Origin of the sequence: Microbacterium sp. UBA7513, from assembly GCF_002478345.1 — a bacterium.
Lineage (GTDB): Bacteria > Actinomycetota > Actinomycetes > Actinomycetales > Microbacteriaceae > Microbacterium.
The window spans coordinates 1-17,801 of sequence record NZ_DLNJ01000023.1 but is presented as its reverse complement, the minus strand read 5'-3'; the positions used below and the strand labels follow the sequence as shown (position 1 = coordinate 17,801).

Here is a 17,801-nt window from a genome sequence, read left to right as displayed (position 1 = left end):
GAGTCAGTGGCTGCTGCTGCCCTTGCCGCTGTTGCCGGCGCTGTTGCCCTTGCCGTTGTTGCCGTCGCGGCCGGGGCTCTTGCCTCGGTTCTCCTGCGCCTGCGGTGCGGCGTTCTCGGGCAGGCTCTCCTCGGCGACCGACTCGGTGAGCGGTGCGGTCGGGGCCACCGGGGTGGCGGCCACCGGCTCGACGGCGACGATCTCTGTCGGCTCCGAGTCGACGACGGTGTCCGCGGGAGCCGGCTCGACCGGCACGAGGTCCTCGACGATCCTCGACGCGCCATCGGAGACGGCGCCCGAGCTGGCGAGAGCCTGCTCGCCGTGTCCGAGCAGTGCTGCGGAGCCGGTGGTCACCGCGCCGAGCACGACCACCGCGGCGATGAGGAGAGACTCGCGACGACGGCGCGTACGCCGTGCCGGGAACGCCGCGGGGTGCGCCGAGGCGGCGCGACGGCGGGCGCGAGCCTCGGCGCGCGTCCGGGGGAGGGTGCTTGCGGTCGGCGCGGGAAGCGGCACGGTGAGGTCCGTGGTCGCCTCTTCGGTCGAAGGGCGGTCGATCAGACGGCGCAGTTCGCTCTCGACCTCCAGAGCGTGCGGTCGTGCGTCGGGGTCGATCGCCGTCATCGCGCCGAGCAGCGCGGCCCACTCCGATCCCAGCTCTGCGGGGATCTCCGGCGCGACGTGGAGACGGGCGAGGGCGGATTCGACGCTGACGGTGGGGGCGAAGCCGGGCTTGCCGGTGAGGGCCTCCAACAGGACGAGTCCGAGCGCGTAGATGTCGACCGCGGGACGGATGTCGCCGTTCCGCAGCTGCTCGGGTGCCATGTAGGTCAGCGTCCCGAGGACGATGCCAGGGGTGGTGACACGGGACATGTCGATGGCGCAGGCGATCCCGAAGTCGGCAAGCTTCGCGCTCCAGCGGCCGTTCGTGTCGAGGGGCGGCGTGAGGAGGACATTCGAGGGCTTGATGTCGCGGTGCACGATGCCGGCGCTATGCACGGCGTGGAGTGCGGAGGCGATGTCCGCCCCGATCGTGGCGATCTCGCGCGGAGTGACCGTTGCGCGGGCCATGCGCTTGCTCAGCGTCGGTCCCGGCACGTATTCCATCACGAGGTATTTCGGTCGTCCGGGCTCGAGGTGCGCGTCGAGGAGCGTGACGAGGCCCGGGTGGTTGAGGCCCGCGAGGAGCGCCTTCTCCGAATGCACGCGCTCCACGGACAGCACGGCATCGTCGGACTCGCGGAACATCTTCACCGCGACGGTGCGTTCGAGCGCGATGTCCTCCGCGCGGTACACGGTCGCCATCCCGCCCATGCCGACGGCCTCCGCCAGACGATAGCGGCCGTCCAGAAGCGCGGCGGTGGGCGGGGCTTCCTGGGTGATCACGGCGTCCTCCACTGGCGGGACCGGGTATCCCGACGATGTCTTCACCGTATCCGCGCAGAGAAAACACTGCGTTGGGGTTGACGTGGAGCCCGACACCTGCAACGGCGGATCCACGGGGAGCTGAGAGACTGGACGGATGGCAGGGATTCACCACGTGGAGGTCTGGGTCGCCGACCTCGTGTCGTCGCGAGCGGAGTGGGGGTGGCTGCTCGGTGCGGTGGGTTTCGTCCGCGCCAGCGCGTGGCCCGAGGGCGAGTCCTGGGAGGCGGGTGGCGCGTATGTCACCCTCACGACATCCCCGAACCTCAGCGGCAGTGAACACGATCGTCGCGCCCCTGGCGTGAACCACCTCGCGTTTGCGGCAGGCCCGCCGAGCCGAGTGGACGCGATCATCGCGGCGGCACCCGAGCACGGCTGGCGGCCTTTGTACGCGGAGCGCTACCCGCACGCCGGTGGGCCGGATCACTACGCCGGATGGCTGGAGAACTCCGCGGGGTTCAAGGCCGAGATCGTCGCCGACGAGCCCTGACGCGGGCCATGCCCAAAGCACCCTTACCGCCAGAGGCGGGCGGCGGTGCTGGCGGTCTCCCTGGAGATGGCGTTGGCGGTGATGAGTCGTCGGTTGGCTTCGGCGAGGGCGGCCTTCATACGGCGGATGGCGGTGTCCCAGTCGTGGTGGGCGCGGTCGTATGCCGCCTGCGCCTCACCGGACCATGAGGATCGAAGTCGAGCGGCCTCCGCGTCGAGGGTGTCGAGCTGCTCCTGGAACTGCCGGACGGTGAGGGCGAGACGCGCAACCGTGTCGCTAATGGCGTCGTGGTGGACCGCTATTCTCATCGTTGCTCCGACAGCTCCTGGCTGAGGTCGAGCTCGCGGAGGACGTACGGCTGAGCGACGGCGTCGGTGAGGTAGTACGTGTAGAAAATGACCGCGGCCTCGTCAGCGGTGAACACCTCGTTCGAGAACACGCGCACCGCACGGGTCTGACTGATGGGGATCAGCGTCGTCTCGTCGGCAGGCTCGGGACGCCCTACCGTGTACAGGCGGGTCTCACCGTCAGGCCCTGCCAACCGGACCTCCACGGTCACCTGATCGGCTGAACCCGCCGCCTGCATGAACCCGTCTCCGCCATCTTGCGGAGTGACGATGATGCTCTCGGGGTTCGGGGCTCGCCAGATTACGTAAGTGAACTTTTCTTGCCCGTCGAGGTGCCCGAGCATCATGCGCAGATGATCCGGGATGGGCCGGCGACGGTCGCTGATCCATCCGGTCATCCCTCGCGGGGTTGTCTTCGCGAAGGGCCCATAAAGGGTCAAGGAACGTACCTCACTTCGATCTTCTCCTTGTCGACCCACGGCTTGTTCTCTTGAACGTTGCGTATTTGCCCCCGTAGTCTCGTCCGTCCCCGCCATCGAGTTCGTCCTCGAATTGCCAAACGGTGAGGGCGAGACGCGGGACGGTGTCGTCGATGGCGGCGTGAGGGACCGCAGCTCTCACGGCGCCTCGTCCTCGGTGGGGACGGGGACGCTCATATCGATCTCGCGGAGCGTATAGGGCTGGGCGACTTTGTCGGTGAGGAAGTAGGTATAGAAGATCACCGCGGCTTCGTCTGCTGTGAACACCTCGTTGGGATGCACGGTGGTGGAGTACCGTCCGTCATCCCAGTGGATGACCTCGGTGGGCTCGCCGGACATGTCCGCGCCCGGACGCCCGACGACATACTGATGCGCGGTGCCGTCCGGATCGACATAACGGACCTCGATCGTGAGGGCTTCCGCTGTCCCGGCACACTGAATGTACTCCTCGCTGAAGGGGATGCTGTCCAGAAGGTCCGCGCCCTCCGGGGCGCGCCACAGGCTCCATGCCCATGTTGAGGACCCGTTGAGCTGACGCAGCGAGAACTGGATCTGTTCCTGGTACGGCCGGAAGTAATCGACCAGTGCGCCGCGAGTATCGTCATTGATCTGACGGATATGTGTCGGTTGACTCAATTCACGGTCTCCAGAATTACTCGAGTGATTGTGATTCTCTCCCCATTCAGGGTGGCGGTCGCTGGTCGTTCGGGGCTCACGGTGGCATCGAAGCCACGTTGGGCTGCATCGCGGCTGCCCGTGCCGCCCTTGATCTCGATGCCGGTGTACGTCCCGTCGGCGTTCTCGATGAAGCCATCGTAATAGCGAACTTGGTCTGAGGTCGCTTGGGGATTGTGGTGATACCCCTGGATGGTCGCGCGGATCTTGTTGCGGATAACATCCTTGCCGGTGTCCTCGGCGACACGATCGAGTCCGGTCTTTTCTGTGTCGACCCAGGGGCGTTGGCCGTCGCCGTTGTACTGGCCGAGCACGTTCCGTCCGCCGTGCGTGGGGTGTGGGGCGGGGCGCTCAGGAGGATTCTGAGCGGACTCGTTCGCCCACCTGCCGGCAGCGTGTCCGGCTGCGGTCAGGCCGGCCGCGGCTACGCCGGCGCCAGCCCAGGCCAGACCACCCCCAGGGACGGCGCCGACGCCGGTTACGGCGACCGCTCCGCCGCCGCCCATCATGGCCCCGCCGCCGATGACCAGGGCGGCTCCGCCGAGGAGTTCGTGGATGATGTCCGGGTGCTCCCACAGCGTCTGTGCGGAGACGGCGAGCATGTCCATCGTGGCCTGGAACGGCTGCACGACAGCGAGAGTGAACACCGCCTCGGTGACGGCATGCTGGGCTGCGGTTGCGACCTCAGCCTCGGTGAGCGGCATGCGCGCGGCCTCTGCAGCCTGGTCCAATCGGACTGCGCAGTCCCGGGCGAAGACCTCCAGCGTCGCCCGGGCGTTGAACAGCACCTCTCTGGCCTGTTCATGCGCCGCACCGGACGGGTCGACGAACGGCACCTCCACCTCCGGGTGCCGGAGGCCCCGCCCGACCCGAAGCTCGCGGACGTAAGCGCGGTGCGCGGCCAGTGCCCTGGCGGCCTGCTGCTCGGCCTCGTCCCACAGGGTGATGGCGCGCGCGGCCTCCTCCTGCGCCCACTCCAGCGCATCCGCCCAGGTGAACAGGGCCTGAGCGCCCTCGCGGAGCCCGTCGCCCGCGTTCGACCAGTGCAGCAGCTGACGGTCGAAGCGCGTCAGGTAGGCGTCGTAGGCCTCGCCGGTCCAGGTGCCCTCATCGTCGAGCGTCGCGAGCTGGTCGTGCACCCGTGCCGCAGCCACGCCGTGTGCCTTCCATGCCTCGGCCGTCGCCCTGACCTCGCCGGGGGAGCCGGGGATGAGGGCCGTGGCGGATCGGGTCTGCCCGAGCTCCATCACTCTTCCCAGATCATCGCGTCGACCTCGGCCTTCGCGGCATCCGTCCCCTCGTCGAAGACCCGGGCCGTCGTCGCCAAACGCTCGGAGAAGTCGTCGGAGTCCGTCACCCGGGCTGCGAGGCCCGCAGACCAGGCATCGGCGAACCGCTCAGAGGCTGCGACCACCCACTCGTGGCCGGCGCTCGTCGGCGGGGCGAGGTCGGTCGAGCCGACGTCGGCGATGATGCGTCGCGTCTTCGCCGCCCTGCCCGCAACACGTCCGTGTCGACCTCATAGTCCTGCGACATGCCGCCCTCTTCCTGCGAGCCCCCCGGCTGCGGGATCGAGCATAGGTGAAGACAGGGTCAGAAGACAGCGATATGTCTGGATTCGTGAATGAAATCACCTCGAACGAGTACGGAGGGGTAGGGGTGGCGTCATCTCCCGGCCCCGGACGGCGAAAGAGCCCGCCCCCAGATGGGGACGGGCTCTGTCGCGATCCGCGGTCGGCTCAGACTCCGAAGTACAGCTCGTACTCGAACGGGTGCGGGCGCTGAGCGATCGGCAGGATCTCGTTCTCGTACTTGTAGGAGATCCAGGTCTCGATGAGTTCCTCGGTGAACACGCCGCCCTCGAGGAGGAACTGGTGGTCGGCGCGGAGCGCCTCGAGCGAGTCCAGCAGGGAGTTCGGCACCTGCGGGATGTTCTTGGCCTCCTCGGGCGGAAGCTCGTAGAGGTCCTTGTCGACGGGCTCGTGCGGCTCGATGCGGTTCTTGATGCCGTCGAGGCCCGCCATGAGCTGCGCGGCGAAGGCGAGGTACGGGTTGCCCGAGGCGTCGGGGGCGCGGAACTCGATGCGCTTGGCCTTCGGGTTCGAGCCCGTGATCGGGATGCGGATCGCGGCGGAGCGGTTGCCGGCCGAGTAGACCAGGTTGACCGGAGCCTCGAAGCCCTTGACCAGACGGTGGTAGCTGTTCAGCGTCGGGTTGGTGAAGGCGAGCAGTGCCGGCGCGTGCGCCAGGATGCCGCCGATGTACCACCGCGCGATGTCGCTGAGCTGACCGTATCCGGCCTCGTCGTAGAACAGCGGCTTGCCGTCGTTCCACAGCGACTGGTGGGTGTGCATACCCGAGCCGTTGTCGCCGTACAGCGGCTTCGGCATGAAGGTGGCGACCTTGCCCCACTCCTCGGCGGTGTTCTTGACGATGTACTTGAACTTCAGGATGTCGTCGGCCGCGTGCACCATGGTGTCGAAGCGGTAGTTGATCTCCTGCTGGCCGGCCGTGCCCACCTCGTGGTGGGAGCGCTCGAGGATGAAGCCCGCATCGATGAGCTTGAGGGTGATGTCGTCGCGCAGGTCGGCCGTCTTGTCGACCGGGCTGACGGGGAAGTAGCCGCCCTTGTAGGGGGTCTTGTTGGCGAGGTTTCCGCCCTCCTCCTCGCGGCCGGTGTTCCACGCGGCCTCCTCGGAGTCGACCTTGTAGAAGCTCTCGCCGGCGGTCACGGAGTAGCGCACGTCGTCGAAGATGTAGAACTCGGCCTCGGGGGCGAAGAACGCGGTGTCGGCGATGCCGGTGGAGGTGAGGTACTTCTCCGCCTTCTTCGCGACCTGACGCGGGTCCTTCGAGTAGATCTCGCCGGTGCGCGGGTTGTAGATGTCGAAGATCATCACGAGGGTGCTCGCCTCGCGGAAGGGGTCGATGTACGCCGTCGTCACATCGGGGATGAGCTGCATGTCCGACTCGTGGATGCTGGCGAAGCCCCGGATGGAGGAGCCGTCGAACAGCTGTCCGTCCGTGAAGAAGGCCTCGTCGACCGTCGCCGCAGGGATGTTGAAGTGCTGCTGCACACCAGGGAGGTCGGTGAAACGGATGTCAAGGAATTTGACGTCGTTCTCCTTGATGTAGGCCAGTACCTCGGACGAATCTTTGAACATGTACGACTCCTGTGATGCGGATCGATGGCTTCGGGGCCACTTTGCACAGTACGGACGGGGGATTTCTCCACGGTATCCGCTTTGTTTCGTCCGTGTTACAGCGTGAGCAGGATCGGAGGGCATCCACAGCCTCGGTAGGCTGGAGGGGTGACGGATGCTGTGAACACGTACCCCGGTGAGCGACTCGGACTCCCGGAGTCCGGACCGGGGAGCATCGGCCGCCCCGGACGCCGGATCGGCGCCCTCGCGATCGACTGGACGGCAGCCGTCATCCTCTCCGTCGCGTTCTTCCAGTACGACCCGTTCGCCACGCTGCTCATCTTCGGCGTCGTGCAGATCCTCTTCATCCCGACCGCGGGCGGCAGCCCCGGGCACCGCATCCTCGGCATGCGCGTCGTCCGTCTCGACGGCGGATGGATCGGTCTGTGGCGCCCGATCGTGCGCACGCTGCTGCTCCTGATCGTGATCCCGGCCGTGGTGTGGGATCCGGATCAGCGCGGTCTGCACGACAAGGCCGTGGGAACGGTCCTCATCCGCGCCTGACGCTCAGGCGCGGCCGCGGTTGCGCCGGCGTGCCTCACGGGGTGCACGGCCGCCGAGGAAGGAGCGCGCCGGATCCACGACGTAGCCGCGGCGCAGCGCTTCGCGGCCGATCAGCATGCGGAAACCCATCTCGTCCCGGTTGCTCAGGGTCACCTCGGCCATCACCTCGTGGTCAACGAGCCGGATCATCAGCTGCACGACGAGACGCTCCTGCGCGTGCCCGGACGAGCTCCGGACGGCCCGGCGGTCGTGGATGGGGGACTCCACCACGACAGCGTCTTCCTGGCTGTCCTGCCAGGGCTTCACGCGGAAACGCACCCAGGCCTCGCCGTCGCGCTCGAACTCCTGGATGTCGAATGCATGCAGGGACGAGGTGCGGGCGCCGGTGTCGATCTTGGCCTTGATCCAGTCGACGCCGAGATCGGGCAGGCTCACCCACTCGCGCCACCCCGTAAGGGTGTTTGAATGGGTAGACCTACTCACCTGATACATCCTGGCAGGAAATCCCCCGTGAAGATCGCAGTGCTGTCCCGTGCGCCGCAGGCGTACTCCACCCAACGCCTCCGCGCGGCCGCACTGCAGCGTGGCCACAACGTGAAGGTGCTCAACACGCTGCGCTTCGCGATCGATCTGACCTCCGACGAGCCCGACCTGCACTACCGGGGCCGGCAGCTCAGCGACTACGACGCGATCCTGCCCCGCATCGGCAACTCGATCACGTACTTCGGCACCGCCGTGGTACGGCAGTTCGAGCAGATGGACGTCTACACCCCGAACACGGCGAACGGCATCTCCAGCGCGCGCGACAAGCTCCGGGCGAACCAGATCCTTTCCCGGCACAACATCGCGATGCCGCCGACCGCCTTCGTGCGCAACCGCGCCGACGTGCGACCGGCGATCGAGCGCGTCGGCGGCGCTCCCGTGGTGATCAAGCTGCTCGAGGGCACCCAGGGCATCGGCGTCATCCTCGCGCCTCAGGTGAAGGTGGCCGAGGCCATCATCGAGACGCTGCACTCCACCAAGCAGAACGTGCTCATCCAGAAGTTCATCGCCGAGAGCCGGGGGCGCGACATCCGCGCGCTCGTCGTCGGGGACCGCGTGGTCGCGGCGATGCGGCGCTCGGCGGCCGGAGACGAGTTCCGCTCGAACGTGCACCGTGGCGGCTCGGTCGAGGCGATCGAACTCGACCCGGTCTACGAGCGGGCCGCCGTGCGGTCGGCCCAGATCATGGGGCTCCGCGTCGCCGGCGTGGACATGCTGGAGGGTGACGAGGGACCCCTGGTGATGGAGGTCAACTCATCTCCGGGCCTGCAGGGCATCGAGACCGCGACCAAGCTCGACGTCGCGGGCGCCATCATCGACTACATCGCCGGTCAGGTGGCCTTCCCGGAGATCGACGTGCGGCAGCGCCTCACGGTCTCCACCGGATACGGCGTGGCCGAGCTCATGGTCCACGGCGCCGCGGATCTCGTCGGCAAGACGCTGGGAGAGGCGGGCCTGTGGGAACGCGACATCACAGTGCTCACGCTGCACCGCGGGGTGAGCGTGATCCCGAACCCGCGCAAGCACGTGGTCCTCGAACCCGACGACCGCCTGTTCTGCTTCGGCAAGCTCGATGAGATGCGCTCGATGATCCCCGAGCGTCGTCGCCGGCGGGCGAAGGTGCGCCGCCTCCCCAAGCAGCCGCTCTCGGAATGAGAGAAGCGCGGCCGCCCTCGGTGAGGACGGCCGCGCTTCGCGATTCCGGAGAGCGGGTCAGCGCGGACGCTGCGCCCGCACCTTCGTCGGGTCGATCCCCTTCGGGATGGGAAGCGACGACAGCGACTGCGACACCGAGTCGATGCGGCGGATGACGGCCGCCATCGTGGCCTTGTCGATGGCCTTCGGAAGCTTCTTGATGGTCTTCGCGAGGTCTGCGATCGGCACCTCGTCCTCACCGTGCCCGACGTAGAGCACCGTGATCGGCACGCCGTGGGCGACGCGCTGCGCCCGGCTGCGCTCCTCGTTCACCAGTCGCGTGAGGCGTCCGCGGGCGCCCTCGCCGACGACGACGATGCCGCCACGGCCGACCGTCCGGTACACGGCCTCCTGCGTCTTCGGGTTGATGCCCACCGGGGTCTCGGAGGCCTGCCACCGGCGGCCGAGGCTGGTGCTGAGCACGTGACCCGTCGCACCGGGCATGCCGTCGATCTTCGTGTACATGGCCGACGTCGAGAGCCGGGTCATGAGGAAGAGGGCGCCGAGCACACCGAGCATGAGACCGGTGATCGCCCAGAGGACGAGCGTCCACACCTGGAACGGCGGGATCAGGTAGCCGGCCAGGAGACCGAGCAGCACGCCGCCGATGAGGATCGCGGCCTGCGCCCAGGGGAGCCAGGGGTAGGCCTCGCGCGTGAACCGGAAGAGGGACTTGATCTGGGAGAAGAACCCAGGACGCTTCTCGGGTTCGGGAGCACGCTTTGCCATGGAGACCAGCCTACCGAGTCCGAGCGCCTTGCGATGCCGCCGTTCGCGTGCAGCGGAGAGCAGAGGGTGACCGTTCCTGCACAATTCGGACCGCGACCGGATCCCATCCCAGCGGCACCGAACCGGCACGGCGGGTCCGGCGGAAAGGGTGGGATGGACCACATGACACCAGCGCGTGAGACTCCGTTGCAGGAACCGGCTGTGCTCGCACAAGCGCACCGGACGATCCGTCTCCTCGATCCCTCCGAAGGGCCCTTCCTCGGTGCGCTCGTGACCTCACCGGAGGGACCGCTCGTGCGCGCCGACGCCGAGAGCTTCGCCGGCTGGGCGGGCTGGCGGTACGCGGGCTCTCAGCACGTGGCCGCCCCGGTCGACATCGCCCGACGGATGGACGGGCATGACGTGTTGCTTCCCTGGTGCACGGAGCGCCTGGAGTCGTACCTGGACCGACGGCTCCGGACACGGGGCGGGCTGCCGCCCGGGGAGATCGGCACGGTGGTCGTGAGTCTGCTGCGCGGACTGGCGGAGTTGGGCCCGGCGGCTGCTGTCGAGGCGGAGGGAACATGGTGGCTCACCGAGGGCGGCCGGCCGCTCTTCGTGGTCGGGCCCGGCCAGGAGGCGGTGTCTGCCGTCTCCGAGATCATGGGCCGGCTGCGCGCGGAGTGTACGGACAAGATGCTGGCCCGGGCTATCGACCGCGCCCGGGGTCGAATCGGCACGGCCGCGGCACAGCGCAGGGTGCCGCGGCGGCTGCTCGAGGAGGCGGAGAGCGACCTCCTGGAGATGGCGGCGCCGCGACCTTTGGAAGAGGCAGCCGAAGACCGGGCAGCCCCTCCCGCGGAGACGGGTGTTGCCGGGGCGTTGCGGGGCGTCAGGGTCGAGCCGGTTGCCCGTGCGCGGCTGCGGCACCGCCGGGCGCGGGTGGAAAGACCGGGCGGACCGCGCTCGACGCGGATGGCGGCCGACCTTCTCGTTCTGCGCGACCGCCTCGTCGACAGGACGCGAGCCCTCATCGGCCAGCAGGCCGATCGGCCGCGCCGGCCCGCACGGGAGTGGGGGACCGGATCCCGACGGACACGGGTTCTCGCCGTGGCCGGTGCCGGTGCGGTGGTGGTGCTGCTTATCGGCTTGCTGTGGCCGAACGAGCGAGATGATCCGGCGGTCGGGTCCCCGGGGAGCAGGCCCTCCGCCTCGTCTCATCGTGCGGGAGCCGACTCTGAGGACGAAGAGTCGCGGTCGCCGGCTCCCTCGGCGCGCACGACGGTGGCGCCGACGGGCGATGATCCGGTACTCGCCCTGCCGGGGCTCGTGGCGCAGATCGAGGAGTGCGAAGCTCAGGAGGACCGGGTGTGCGGTTCCGCGGTCGCGGCGAGCCCGTCGGAGGTCATCCCGCTCGTGGCCGGAACCGCCGGCGTCCAGGATGCCGCTCTCATCGATCGCTATGGAGACATCGCCGTGCTCGAAGTGCCGTCATCGTCCGCTGTAGAAGACGGGACGGAGGGTGCGATCACTCTTGTTCTCGCGCGTATGGAAGAAAAATGGCTGGTCCGCGACGCATATCGCGTCGCGGACCAGCCGAGATGAGGCGAAGCCGTCGAGTCAGGCGCCGAGCTGACCGCTGAACTGCGCGGCCTCCAGGCGCGCCTTGACAGCGCCGAGGAAGCGGGCTGCGTCGGCGCCGTCGATGATGCGGTGGTCGTACGACAGGGCCAGGTACACATAGGAGCGCACCGCGATCGCGTCCGTGCCGCCGACCTTGACCAGACCAGGGCGCTTGACGACCGTGCCCGTGCCGAGGATCGCCGACTGCGGCAGGAACACGACAGGCGTGTCGAACAGCGCGCCGCGCGAGCCGGTGTTGGTCAGCGTGAACGTGCCGCCCGCGAGCTCATCGGGCTTCAGCTTGTTGTCACGCGTGCGCGCCGCGAGATCGGCGATCTCGTGGGCGATCTCGGCGATGTTCTTCGACGCCGCGTCGCGGAGCACCGGCGTGAGCAGGCCGCGCTCGGTGTCGACCGCGATCGAGACGTTCTCGGAGGCCGGGTAGACGATCTGCTCGCCGTCGACCGTCGCGTTGATGATCGGGAAGGCCTGCAGGGCCTCCGCCGCCGCCAGCGCGAAGAACGGCAGGAAGGAGAGCTTGTCGCCCGTCTTCTCGAGGAAGGACGCCTTGACGCTGTCGCGGTACTCCGCGAGAGCAGTGACGTCGACCTCGACCACAGTGGTGAGCTGAGCGGTCTGCTGCATCGACTCCACCGCGCGCTTGGCGAGGACCTTGCGCAGGCGCGACATCGGCTGAGTGGTCCCACGCAGCGGCGACACCTCGAGCGGTGCCGGAGCGGGCGCCGCGGCAGCTGCCGGTGCGGCCGTCGCCGTCTCGGCGGCCTTGAGGACGTCCTCCTTGCGGATACGGCCTCCGACACCGGTGCCCTTGACCGTGGCAAGGTCGACACCCTGCTGCGCAGCCAGACGGCGGACGAGCGGGGTCACGTATAGGTTGTCGCTCTCGGTCGGCAACGACAGCTTCGGAGCCTCGGCCTGAGCGGGCTGGGCCGGAGCTGCGGGCTGTGCCGGAGCAGCGGGCTGTGCCGGAGCCTCGGCCTGCGGAGCGGGAGCGGCGGGAGCCTCGCCCTGCGGAGCGGGAGCGGCGGGAGCCTCGGCCTGCGGAGCGGGAGCGGCGGGAGCCTCGGCCTGCGGAGCGGGAGCGGCGGGAGCCTCGGGCTGAGCGGCGGGCGCAGCACCGGAACCGACGCGCGCCAGCACGGCGCCGACCTCGACGGTCTCGTCCTCGCCGGCGACGATCTCCTGCAGCACGCCGGCGACCGGCGACGGGATCTCGGTGTCGACCTTGTCGGTGGAGATCTCGAGGAGCGCCTCGTCGACCTCGACCGAGTCGCCGACCTGCTTGAGCCAGCGGGTGACCGTGCCCTCGGTGACGCTCTCGCCGAGCTCAGGGAGCACGATGTCGGTGGCGTCGCCGGACGGAGCCGCAGGGGCGGCCTCAGCGGGAGCGGACTCGGCGGGAGCCTGCTGCTCCGCTGCGGGAGCCGCCTCGGGCTCCGGAGCGGCGGGGGCGGCGGCTTCGGCCGGAGCGGCCTCGGCGGCAGCAGGGGCATCGTCGGCAGGGGCCGCGCCGCTGCCGTCACCGATGCGGGCTAGCAGAGCACCGACCTCGACGGTCTCGTCCTCGGCGACGAGGATCTCCTCGATGACGCCGGTGACGGGGGAGGGGATCTCGGTGTCGACCTTGTCGGTCGAGATCTCGAGCAGGCCCTCGTCCGCCTGGACGGTGTCTCCCACCTGCTTGAGCCAGCGGGTGACCGTACCCTCTGTGACGCTCTCACCGAGAGCGGGGAGGACCACGGATGTGCTCATGACTGAGTCTCCTTCAGAAGTTGTATGACGCTTGTCTAGCTTAGTGACTCGGGCACCGGTTGGTGCTCAGAGGGCGTGCAGGGGCTTTCCGGCCAGCGCGAGGAAGGCTTCTCCGAGGGCCTCGCTCTGGGTCGGGTGGGCGTGGATGAGCGGCGCGATGTCCTCCGGGTGGGCTTCCCACGCGACCGCGAGCTGCCCCTCGGTGATGAGTTCGCCGACGCGGTCGCCGAGGAGATGCACACCGAGGACGGGACCGTCCTTGAGACGGACGACCTTGACGAGGCCGCCCGTGCCGATGATCTCGCTCTTCCCGTTCCCGGCGAGGTTGTACTCGTAGGAGTGGACGGCATCGGCACCGTGCGCGGCGACTGCCGCCTCCTCCGTGAGACCGACGGAGGCGACCTCGGGGCTGGAGTAGGTGACCTTCGGGATCTGCACGTCAGGCACGTTCACGGGGGAGAGGCCCGCGATGCGCTCAGCGACCGCGATCCCCTGCTGGAACCCGCGGTGGGCGAGCTGCAGACCGGGGACGATGTCGCCGACCGCCCACACGCCGGGGACATCGGTCCGGAGGTCGTTGTCGACCGTCACGAACCCGCGGTCCAGGCGCACTCCGGCTTCCTCGAAGCCCAGGTCGGCGGTGGCGGGGCCGCGGCCGACGGCGACGAGGAGGTAGTCGGCGGTGAACTCCGTGCCGTCCTCCAGAGTGAGGGTCACGGACGAGTCGTCCTGGGTGGCTGTCTGGAAGCGCACGCCGAGCGAGTACTGGATGCCACGCCGGCGGAAGGCGCGCTCGAGGCCCTTGCTCATCGCGATGTCCTCGTTCGGGACGAGGTGGGGCAGCGCCTCCACGATCGTCACCTCGGCACCGAAGGAGCGCCACACGCTCGCGAACTCGACGCCGATCACGCCGCCGCCCAGGATGAGCACGCGCTCGGGGATGACGTCCAGGGCGAGTGCCTGCTCGCTGGTCAGGATGCGTCCGCCGATCTCCAGCCCGGGCAGCGAGCGGCTGTAGGAGCCCGTGGCGAGGATCACGTCCGTACCCACGTAGACGTCGTCGCCCACGCTGACGCTCCGGTCTGCGTTCAGGCGGCCGAGCCCGGTGACCGTCGTGATCCCGCGCGCCTTCACGAGCCCCTCGAGGCCTTTGTACTTCTTGGCGACGATGCCCTCGCGGTACGTGCGCACGCCCGCGGGGTCGATCCCGCCGAACGAGGCCGTGACGCCCACGGAGGAGGCGTCACGCACGTGATCCGCCACCTCGGCGGCGTGCAGCAGCGCCTTGGTCGGGATGCACCCGCGGTGGAGGCACGTGCCTCCCACCTTGTCCTTCTCGATCAGTGCGACGGACTTGCCGAGCTCGCTGGCTCGCAGTGCCGCGGCGTACCCGCCGCTGCCGCCGCCCAGGACGACGATGTCGAAGGTGTGGGTTGTCATGGGTGTCATGCCTCCGGGTGGGATGCTGCTTCGGCGAAGGCGATGATCGATCGGACCATCGCCCCCGTGGGGCCCTTCTCGGTGAAGCCGTAGGGGGCGCCCGCGTGTTCACCGGAGCCCGCGATGTCCAGGTGCACCCAGGGGATGCGCGGCGCGTCGTCCTCCTCCGAGGTGCGTCCGACGAAGCGCCGCAGGAAGAGACCGGCGAAGGACGCGCCGCCCATCCGATCTCCCATGTTGGCGTTGATCATGTCGGCGATGGGGGAGTCGAGCGTCTCCTCCATGTAGGCGGGCAGGGGCATGTGCCACGCCGGCTCTCCCGTGCGCGCGGCGGCGGCGAGGAACTCCGCGACCGTCTCGTCGTCGCCGAAGACGCCGGTGTGGCGGTGGCCGAGGGCCGCGACGATCGCGCCGGTCAGGGTCGCGACGTCGATGATGACGTCGGGGTTCTCCCGGCTCGCCGCGACGAGCCCGTCGGCGAGGACGAGGCGCCCCTCGGCGTCGGTGTTCAGCACCTCGACGGTGGTGCCGTCGAGGATGCGGATGACGTCGCCGGGGCGCAGGGCGCGGCCGGACGGCATGTTGTCGGTGATGCAGAGCCAGGCGGTCACGTGCACGGGAAGCCGCAGGGCGGCGATGGCGCGGAGCGCGGCGAGGGAGGTCGCGGCACCCGCCATGTCGAACTTCATGCCGACCATCGACGCGGCCGGCTTCAGGGAGAGCCCACCGGTGTCGAACGTGATCCCCTTGCCGACGAGGGCGATGTGGCGCTGCGCGTCCGCCGGCGCGTAGTCGAGGCGGACGAGGCGCGGCGGACGGTCGGATCCCTGGCCGACGCCGAGGATGCCGCCGAAGCCCTGTTCCGCGAGAGCGGTCTCGTCGAGGATCTCCACGGTGACATCCAGGTCCGCGACGCTGTCGGCGGCGCTCTGCGCGAGCTGCGCGGGGCTCTGCCACTCGGCGGGGACGTTCACGAGGGCTTTGATGAGGGCGACAGCCTCGCCGGTGGCGTGGGCGCGGGCGATCGTCTCGTCGTCGAGCGGGGCGTGGACGACGACCGCCGTCGCCCGCTTCTTCCTGCCGTTCTCGGCGCGGTAGTCGTCGAAGCGGTAGCCGCCGAGAACGGCGCCCTCCGCCGCGGCGCCCGCGTGCTCCTCGAGCCCGGCGGCGAGGCCGAGCGCGACCGTGTCGAACCCGGTCAGGGAGCGGAGCGCCACGCCGGCTGCACTCCGAACGGACGCGTCGTCGACGGTGGAACCGACGCCGACGACGGCGCATGGGAGGGTCGTCAGCTCCGGTGCGTACACCCGAGCGAAGGCACCGGCGGCGCCGGTGAAGCCGATGCCCGCCAGGACATCGGCGAGACCGGGGTGAGCTGCCAGCGACTCGGCCGACTCGGAGAGATCGGGGACGACGAGCACTGCGGCATCGGCAGCGCTTCCGGGGAACTGATCGGTGGTGTGCGAGAGCACGGGAAGCGTCATGCTCTCCATCCTAGGATCTCCGCGCCGGGGTCGTCGGTCCGGCGGCCGGGGTGTGTTCGCTCTCAGCGAGACACGTCAGAGCCCGGCTCCGGGTGCGGCTCGTAGCATGGAGACATGCCCTTCTCCGGAGAGATCCACGAACGCGTCGCGAACGCCCCCGCGGTGCCCCACGGCCTGCCTCTCGTGATGCTGCTCACCGGTTTCACCGACGCCGGCAGTGCGGTGTCTGGGCTCATCGATCACCTGCGGGAGACGACGTCGCCGCAGCCGCTCGCGATCTTCGACAACGATGTGCTCCTCGACTATCGCGCGCGTCGCCCGGTCATCTCGTTCGACCAGGACCACCTCGCCGAGTTCCGCCCGCCCCGCCTCGAGCTCTCCCTCGCCACGGATGCGCTGGGACGCCCGTTTCTGCTGCTCACGGGGTATGAGCCCGACTTCGCCTGGAACGCCTTCGCGGAGACCGTTCTGGATCTTGCTGCGGAGTTCGAGGCCTCGGGACTGCACTGGGTCCACTCGATCGCGATGCCCGTGCCGCACACGCGACCCATCGGGACGACGGTGAGCGGGAACCGGCGCGACCTCGTGGTGTCGCACTCCGTGTGGCGTCCGCGCACGCAGGTCCCGGCGACCGCGGGTCACCTACTCGAGTACCGCTTCGCGGAGCGCGGGGAACGCGTCGTCGGCTTCGTCCTCCTCGTGCCGCACTACCTCGCCGAGACCGAGAACCCGGAAGCGGTCAGTGCCGCGGCGGAGAAGCTCATGGCGTCGACCGGTCTCGTGCTCATGCTGGATGCGGTGCAGGAGCGGCGTGCGGACTACATCGCGCGCGTGGACGAGCAAGTCGCCGCGAACGACGAACTCCAGCAGATGGTGCACAACCTCGAGCGGCGGTACGACGCCTACATGGCCGGTCGTGACCCCGAGGACGACTCGTACGACGAGGGCGGATTCAGTGAACGAGACCTGCCCAGTGCCGATGAACTCGCGGCCGAGCTCGAGCGCTATCTCGCCTCGCGTCCGTCCGGCGACGAGGACAAGCCGGGGCGCGGCTGAATCCGTCCGCACGGATCGGGCGCGAATGCGTCCTCATCGCCATACGTGTGCGATACTAGGAGTCCGACCCGTTGTCAATCAGTGTTTTCGAGCACTGGACTTGACAAGGGTCTTACTAGTGTCCGAAATGTCCCGGGGTCTCCCAGCGGCCCCGTGAAAGGCGAAACGTGACTCCTGCCACGACGAAGAACACGCGGACGAAGAAGGCCGATCAGATCACCGCGGATCCCGAGGTCGAGGACGTCGAAGCGACCGAAGCGGCTCCCGCGCCCAAGCGCGCCGCGGCCAAGCGCGCCCCCGCGAAGAAGAAGAAGGCCGACGACGTCGTCGAAGAGGACGACGCCGCTGCGACCGACGACGCCGCTGGCGACGAGGAGGAGGACGACGCGAAGCCGACCTTCACCGAGCCGCTGCCGACCGGAGCGATCGTCATCTCCTCCAAGGATGACGAAGAGGTCCCGGTCTACTCCACTCAGATCACCGGAGCCACGGCCGACCCGGTCAAGGACTACCTGAAGCAGATCGGAAAGGTCGCGCTGCTGAACGCGGCCGAAGAGGTCGAGCTCGCGATGCGCATCGAGGCGGGTCTCTTCGCGGAGGAGAAGCTCTCCGCGATGTCCCCCGCCGAGAAGACGAGCCAGCTCGGTCTCGACCTGCAGTGGGTCGCCCGTGACGGTCAGCGCGCCAAGAGCCACCTGCTGGGCGCGAACCTGCGACTCGTCGTCTCGCTCGCCAAGCGGTACACCGGCCGCGGGATGCAGTTCCTGGACCTGATCCAGGAGGGCAACCTCGGTCTGATCCGCGCGGTCGAGAAGTTCGACTACACCAAGGGCTTCAAGTTCTCGACCTACGCCACC

18 protein-coding genes are annotated in these 17,801 nt (G+C 68.9%); 6 read left to right on the top strand and 12 right to left on the bottom strand.

Annotated elements, in window-relative coordinates; genetic code table 11:
* Positions 1-3: 3 nt before the first annotated feature.
* On the bottom strand, positions 4-1,386 hold the full coding sequence (locus tag B2W79_RS13275; RefSeq protein WP_292790172.1) for a serine/threonine-protein kinase: 1,383 nt from the start codon (positions 1,384-1,386) through the stop codon (positions 4-6).
* A gap of 136 nt (positions 1,387-1,522) precedes the next feature.
* Here B2W79_RS13275 and B2W79_RS13270 point away from each other — a divergent pair, with 136 nt between their 5' ends.
* Complete coding sequence (locus B2W79_RS13270) at positions 1,523-1,915, top strand: VOC family protein (protein ID WP_260040814.1); 393 nt, start codon at positions 1,523-1,525, stop codon at positions 1,913-1,915.
* Positions 1,916-1,938: 23 nt separating this feature from the next.
* Here the strand turns inward: B2W79_RS13270 and B2W79_RS13265 are convergent, their stop codons facing one another.
* The 6 genes from B2W79_RS13265 to glnA all read right to left on the bottom strand — a co-directional run bounded on the left by B2W79_RS13265 (position 1,939) and on the right by glnA (position 6,580).
* Positions 1,939-2,223 (bottom strand): WXG100 family type VII secretion target, encoded by a 285-nt coding sequence (locus B2W79_RS13265; protein WP_071329442.1) that lies wholly within the window; start codon positions 2,221-2,223, stop codon positions 1,939-1,941.
* A complete protein-coding gene (locus B2W79_RS13260; RefSeq protein ID WP_292790164.1) occupies positions 2,220-2,609 on the bottom strand; it encodes a hypothetical protein in 390 nt (129 codons plus the stop codon). The genes B2W79_RS13265 and B2W79_RS13260 overlap by 4 nt, the downstream gene beginning before the upstream one ends.
* 270 nt (positions 2,610-2,879) lie before the next feature.
* Positions 2,880-3,377: a hypothetical protein gene (locus tag B2W79_RS13255; RefSeq protein ID WP_292790162.1), complete on the bottom strand. Its 498-nt coding sequence runs from the start codon at positions 3,375-3,377 to the stop codon at positions 2,880-2,882.
* Positions 3,374-4,663 carry a WXG100 family type VII secretion target gene (locus tag B2W79_RS13250; RefSeq protein WP_292790161.1) on the bottom strand — a complete coding sequence of 430 codons (1,290 nt, stop codon included), beginning with the start codon at positions 4,661-4,663 and terminating at the stop codon, positions 3,374-3,376. The genes B2W79_RS13255 and B2W79_RS13250 overlap by 4 nt, the downstream gene beginning before the upstream one ends.
* Positions 4,663-4,830 (bottom strand): hypothetical protein, encoded by a 168-nt coding sequence (locus B2W79_RS13245; protein ID WP_292790159.1) that lies wholly within the window; start codon positions 4,828-4,830, stop codon positions 4,663-4,665. The genes B2W79_RS13250 and B2W79_RS13245 overlap by 1 nt, the downstream gene beginning before the upstream one ends.
* A gap of 325 nt (positions 4,831-5,155) precedes the next feature.
* Positions 5,156-6,580: a type I glutamate--ammonia ligase gene (glnA, locus tag B2W79_RS13240; RefSeq protein WP_025103592.1), complete on the bottom strand. Its 1,425-nt coding sequence runs from the start codon at positions 6,578-6,580 to the stop codon at positions 5,156-5,158.
* A gap of 147 nt (positions 6,581-6,727) precedes the next feature.
* On the opposite strand from glnA, the gene B2W79_RS13235 reads away from it, so the two are divergent.
* A complete protein-coding gene (locus tag B2W79_RS13235; protein ID WP_071328701.1) occupies positions 6,728-7,123 on the top strand; it encodes an RDD family protein in 396 nt (131 codons plus the stop codon).
* Positions 7,124-7,126: 3 nt separating this feature from the next.
* Here the strand turns inward: B2W79_RS13235 and B2W79_RS13230 are convergent, their stop codons facing one another.
* Positions 7,127-7,615, bottom strand: coding sequence for an ATP-dependent zinc protease (locus tag B2W79_RS13230; RefSeq protein ID WP_292790156.1), 489 nt, complete (start codon positions 7,613-7,615; stop codon positions 7,127-7,129).
* Positions 7,616-7,633: 18 nt separating this feature from the next.
* On the opposite strand from B2W79_RS13230, the gene B2W79_RS13225 reads away from it, so the two are divergent.
* The gene (locus B2W79_RS13225; RefSeq protein ID WP_060923121.1) at positions 7,634-8,821 is read left to right on the top strand and encodes a RimK family alpha-L-glutamate ligase; all 1,188 of its coding nucleotides are present in this window, start codon (positions 7,634-7,636) and stop codon (positions 8,819-8,821) included.
* Between the two features lie 57 nt (positions 8,822-8,878).
* Here B2W79_RS13225 and B2W79_RS13220 read toward each other — a convergent pair whose 3' ends face one another.
* On the bottom strand, positions 8,879-9,589 hold the full coding sequence (locus tag B2W79_RS13220) for a DUF4191 family protein (protein WP_071328700.1): 711 nt from the start codon (positions 9,587-9,589) through the stop codon (positions 8,879-8,881).
* A gap of 201 nt (positions 9,590-9,790) precedes the next feature.
* Here B2W79_RS13220 and B2W79_RS13215 point away from each other — a divergent pair, with 201 nt between their 5' ends.
* On the top strand, positions 9,791-11,173 hold the full coding sequence (locus tag B2W79_RS13215) for a hypothetical protein (protein ID WP_292790153.1): 1,383 nt from the start codon (positions 9,791-9,793) through the stop codon (positions 11,171-11,173).
* Positions 11,174-11,188: 15 nt separating this feature from the next.
* Here the strand turns inward: B2W79_RS13215 and sucB are convergent, their stop codons facing one another.
* The 3 genes from sucB to B2W79_RS13200 all read right to left on the bottom strand — a co-directional run bounded on the left by sucB (position 11,189) and on the right by B2W79_RS13200 (position 15,888).
* Positions 11,189-12,964: a 2-oxoglutarate dehydrogenase, E2 component, dihydrolipoamide succinyltransferase gene (sucB, locus tag B2W79_RS13210; RefSeq protein ID WP_292790151.1), complete on the bottom strand. Its 1,776-nt coding sequence runs from the start codon at positions 12,962-12,964 to the stop codon at positions 11,189-11,191.
* Positions 12,965-13,030: 66 nt separating this feature from the next.
* Positions 13,031-14,404 (bottom strand): dihydrolipoyl dehydrogenase, encoded by a 1,374-nt coding sequence (gene lpdA / locus B2W79_RS13205; protein WP_071328699.1) that lies wholly within the window; start codon positions 14,402-14,404, stop codon positions 13,031-13,033.
* A 5-nt stretch (positions 14,405-14,409) separates the two neighbouring features.
* On the bottom strand, positions 14,410-15,888 hold the full coding sequence (locus B2W79_RS13200) for a leucyl aminopeptidase (protein ID WP_292790148.1): 1,479 nt from the start codon (positions 15,886-15,888) through the stop codon (positions 14,410-14,412).
* Positions 15,889-16,002: 114 nt separating this feature from the next.
* Between B2W79_RS13200 and B2W79_RS13195 the strand changes: the two genes are divergently transcribed.
* Both B2W79_RS13195 and B2W79_RS13190 read left to right on the top strand, forming a co-directional pair.
* Positions 16,003-16,944 (top strand): proteasome assembly chaperone family protein, encoded by a 942-nt coding sequence (locus tag B2W79_RS13195; RefSeq protein WP_071328697.1) that lies wholly within the window; start codon positions 16,003-16,005, stop codon positions 16,942-16,944.
* Positions 16,945-17,111: 167 nt separating this feature from the next.
* Positions 17,112-17,801 (top strand): sigma-70 family RNA polymerase sigma factor (locus tag B2W79_RS13190; protein ID WP_292790146.1); only part of this gene is annotated, 690 nt, incomplete at its 3' end.